The organism is Microvirga roseola, assembly GCF_020866965.1.
GTDB classification, from domain to species: domain Bacteria; phylum Pseudomonadota; class Alphaproteobacteria; order Rhizobiales; family Beijerinckiaceae; genus Microvirga; species Microvirga roseola.
Window position 1 is genome coordinate 1 of sequence record NZ_JAJATX010000118.1, and the last position, 4,170, is coordinate 4,170.

Sequence of the window (4,170 nt, forward strand, 5' to 3'; positions counted from 1 at the left end):
GCCGTCCAGAAAAGTCATGCCGAGCTGGATCCCGCGCTCCTGCACTCGCGAGGTAAATCCACGTCTCAGGGGTGGCCGGGAGGCGTTGCCAGTCCTTGGCGAGGCGGCGGTGGCGTACGAGCCGCGCAAAGGTGCGTTCGACAACCCACCGTCTCAGCAAGACCTTGAAGCCGGGCTCCTGATCAATACGCCGGATGATCTCGATCACGAAATCGAGGAACGCCGCCTTGCTCATGAGACTGCCACGGTCATAGGCGCCATCGGCGAACAGATGTTTGACCCACGGGCAGCGCTTGCGGATCGCATCCAGGATCAACTGGGCCCAGGCGGAATCCGAGATATCAGCCGTCGTGAGATTGACCATCAGCAGGCGCCCATCCGTGTCGATCGCGATATGCCGCTTGCGGACGGGCTCGCCTCGCGCCCGTGCCGTTCCCGGTCGATCATCAGCGCCACATCATGAATGGTGCGAAACAGAAGCCGCCGGACAAAGCAGCGGAACCACCAATACACCGTCTGCCAGGGCGGAAAATCCTTCGGCAGCATGCGCCAGCCCCCGCCTGAGCGGGCAATATAGCGGATGGCATTCAGGATCTCGCGCAGATCGATGCCGCGCTTGTGCCCTGTTGTGGAGGCGGCAGGCAACAGCGGCTCGATGCGCTCCCACTTCTCGTCAGTCAGATCCGTCGGATAGCGCTTGGTCTTCTGCTCAATCTTGGCCATTCGGCCGCGGCTGTCTCGCGTCCACATTCCGAGCTTGAATCACGCACCAGCGCCTGTCTCAAGCGTTCTCAACCGGTCTCTGAGAGGATTGGGCGAGACCCTTCATAGGTTGCTGATGAGGGATTAATCCTGTCTTCTGCAAGAAATTAGTCCTATGACTTTACCCTTCTGCAGGATCGAGAGTATCTGTAAGCAAATTCGTGAGATATGTATTTGCGCGTTGTACACTTAGTTAACTAATCTGAGAATAAATGTAGTTGCTACGCAGACGCTCTAGGGGGATCAGTTGCGTCGAATTACATCTCTACTGACCGCAATAGTGGCAGCGACGCCATACGTCTTTAGTTTCGCGCCATCCTACGCTCAATCGAACGCTCAGGTCCTGAAGGCAGCCTACCGCCGGCCTGCGGAGATCCCGTTCCCGAGCGAGAACCCGTACACGCCGGAGAAGGCTGCACTCGGGAAGGCACTCTACTTCGATCCGCGCCTGTCCGGCGCGCAGAACATGAACTGCGCGACCTGTCACAACCCTTCCTTTGGTTGGGAGGTGCCGGTCAAGACGGCCGTTGGAGCTCAGAACAAGCCTCTGGACCGCCAGGCTCCTGCGGTTCTCAACCAGGCGTGGGGCTCCCACGTATACTTCTGGGATGGTCGCGCCAAGAGCCTTGAGGAGCAGGCGAAAGGTCCGATCGAGGCGCCTGCCGAAATGAACCTGCCGCTCTCGGAGGCCGTCGTCCGCCTCAAGGCCGTTCCCGATTACAAGGCTTGGTTCGAGAAGGTTTTTCCTGGCCAAGGGGTGACCCCTGATACGATTGTCAAGGCGATCGCTACCTACGAGCGGACCGTCGTCTCGAGCTACGCACCCTTCGATGCATGGGTCGACGGCGACGAGAACGCCATCTCCGAGAGGGCAAAGAGGGGTTTTGCCCTGTTCAATGGCGCCGCAAAATGCGCCGGCTGTCATACCGGGTGGAACTTCACGGACAATAAGTTCCACGATATCGGCACCACGACGAAGGACATCGGCCGTGGCAAGTTCGAGCCAAACAACATCAAGGCCCAGTTCGCGTTCAAGACCCCCACCCTGCGGGATGTTGCACAGCGCGCGCCTTACATGTTCGACGGTTCCCTCGCGACGCTGGAGGAGGTCATGTACCACTACGTCGGTGGTGGCATCGAGCGCCCGTCCAGGTCCGACAAGATGCAGCCCTTGGATCTGACGCCCGAGCAGATCGCGGATATCATCGAGTTCATGAAGTCGCTGACCGGCTCAAAGCAGGTCGTCACGCTTCCCGTCCTGCCGAACTGAGCCACAGCCATGTCGATCCTTCACCGTCTTCTTATTGCCTTCGGCCTTGTCGTTGCAATCGGCGTTGCCCAAGGCGCCATTACGATCTGGAATCTCGGCGCTCTCTCCGGAAAGGTTGAGGTCGCGACAACGCAGCCGATCACAGGCGTTGATGCCGCCCGGTCCGCCTGGGACGAGTTCCGCCAGGCGGAACAGCACCTCAGCGGTGTGACAGAAGGCATCCGCTTCGAAAACAGCGCCGAGGCTGTGTCCCGCTTTAAGGACTTGGTTTCCGGCGTGGAGCGCGAACTGGCTCGTCTCCGCACGGCTCTCACGTCCGGCGACGCCCAGCGGCTCAGTACCGAGGTCGCCGATCTGGTTGATCAGTGGAAAAAGAATGCCCTGACGCTCCTTGGAGAGGCTCCGGCGACGACGATTGCCGCACCTCACGCCATGGCGCAGATCGAGAGCCGCATCCGGAAGAATCTACGGGATCTGGTCGACATCGCTCTGAAGGATGCCGAGGTGGCCCGCAACAGCATCCGCGCGGAGACCGAGTTCTCCGAGCGGCTGGCAATGCTTCTCCTGGCGCTCACCATCGTTCTTGGCGCAGGCCTTGCCGTGTCCTGCGCAATCTCGATCAGATCTCCGCTTCGGCGCGTCAACGATGCCATGCGAGCGCTCGCGGACGGAAAGCTCGACGTTGCCAATCGCGACCAGGGCCGGCGTGACGAGATCGGCTCGATGGCCCGGACCCTCGAAGTCTTTCGCGCGAACACGCTTGAGATGCGCCGGCTTGAGGCGGAAAAGAGGGAGGCGGAGAAACACACGGCCTTGGAGCGTCAGCGCCTCATGAGCGAAGTAGCCGAAGCGTTCGAGGCCCAGGTTGGTATTGTCATCGAGCGTGTCGACACCATCGTGTCCGAGCTCCACCGCTCCACGCAGGGCATGGCTGGAGCCGCCGAAGCAACGCATGGGCAGGTCGTCCGTGCCATCAGGGAAGCCGAAACCTCGTCCAGCGATGTTGGATCGGTAGCGGCAGCCTCCCACGAGATGGCCAGTTCTGCCCGTGAGGTCTCAAGCCAGTCGGCTCATTCCCACAGCAGAGCCGCGGAGGTCATCGGCTTGGTCGAGTCGTCGAGCAAGCCGATCGACTCTCTGGTTCAGACCACCGGAACAATCGGCGAGATGGCCGGCCTGATCAGCTCTGTTGCCGCCAAGACCAACCTTCTGGCTCTTAACGCCACGATCGAGGCTGCCCGGGCTGGGGAGGCAGGAAGAGGCTTCGCGGTGGTGGCGCAGGAGGTCAAGTCCCTGGCGGACCAGACGCGCAAGGCAACCGAGGCCATCGCGGCAAACATCTCGAGCGTGCAGTCGGCTACCAACGAAGTCGTCTCCTCGATGACTGCGATCCGCGGATCGGTCGGCTCGATGGGATCCTCCCTGAGCGAGGTTGCCCATGCCATGTCGGGCCAAGAGACAGCGGCCGGAGAAATCGCCGCAAGCATGCATCGGGCGTCGAACGGTACCGACGTCGTGCGCAAGACCCTGAGTTCGGTAAGCGACGCGTTCGAGGATGTCTCGACCACGACTCAGGGAATTATGAGGCTCCTGGAGGAGCTCGATGCCAGTGCACGCACGCTGCGGACCGAAGCCGGAGCCTTCCTATCCCAAGTGCGGGCTGCATAATTCGGGCAGCCTGTCTCCCATAAAACGACCTAAACTGAAAAATAAAATGGCTAAGACGAAACTTATAGCTGATCCGCCCCATGGAGTGGTCCGGTTGGAATGTTAATGCAGTAACGGCCTTTCTGCTAGGTCCTGTTAGGTCTTGAACCCATTGCGTCATGAAGCGTTTTGCTCGTCCTGTTTGAGGAGGAGCCATGCTGACGGACGCACAATGGGTGATGCTGGAGCCGCTGGTGGAGCAATGTCGTCCGAAGGGCAAGACACCGCCGCAAGATCTGCGTCGGACGTTTGAGGCGATCCTCTGGCGGCATGAGAACGGCGCCAAGTGGCGCGCTATGCCTGAGGAGCTGGGCCCCTGGTGGCGCGCCGCCCAGATCTTCATCCGCTGGGCCAGGGCGGGCGTCTGGGAGCGCCTGCTGCATCTGGTGCAGGAGCGCGGGATCCAGCTCGGCATGACTTTTCTGGACGGC

The 4,170-nt window shown here is 60.8% G+C and carries 3 protein-coding genes and 1 pseudogene; 3 read left to right on the top strand and 1 reads right to left on the bottom strand.

The annotated features are described in order from the left end of the window. Positions 1-750, bottom strand: a pseudogene (locus tag LG661_RS24210) (transposase); the annotation flags it as partial. A 292-nt stretch (positions 751-1,042) separates the two neighbouring features. On the opposite strand from LG661_RS24210, the gene LG661_RS24215 reads away from it, so the two are divergent. The 3 genes from LG661_RS24215 to LG661_RS24225 form a co-directional block, all read left to right on the top strand. Next, positions 1,043-2,032 (top strand): cytochrome-c peroxidase, encoded by a 990-nt coding sequence (locus tag LG661_RS24215; RefSeq protein ID WP_407666838.1) that lies wholly within the window; start codon positions 1,043-1,045, stop codon positions 2,030-2,032. A 9-nt stretch (positions 2,033-2,041) separates the two neighbouring features. Then, the gene (locus tag LG661_RS24220; protein ID WP_230534560.1) at positions 2,042-3,700 is read left to right on the top strand and encodes a methyl-accepting chemotaxis protein; all 1,659 of its coding nucleotides are present in this window, start codon (positions 2,042-2,044) and stop codon (positions 3,698-3,700) included. 194 nt (positions 3,701-3,894) lie between these two features. Continuing rightward, positions 3,895-4,170, top strand: a 276-nt coding sequence (locus LG661_RS24225) for a transposase (RefSeq protein ID WP_230534561.1), incomplete at its 3' end; no start/stop codon positions are given.

Coding starts and splice junctions, on each gene's coding strand:
- LG661_RS24220 (WP_230534560.1), top strand. CDS start 2,042: ATGTCGATCCTTCACCGTCTTCTTATTGCCTTCGGCCTTGTCGTTGCA.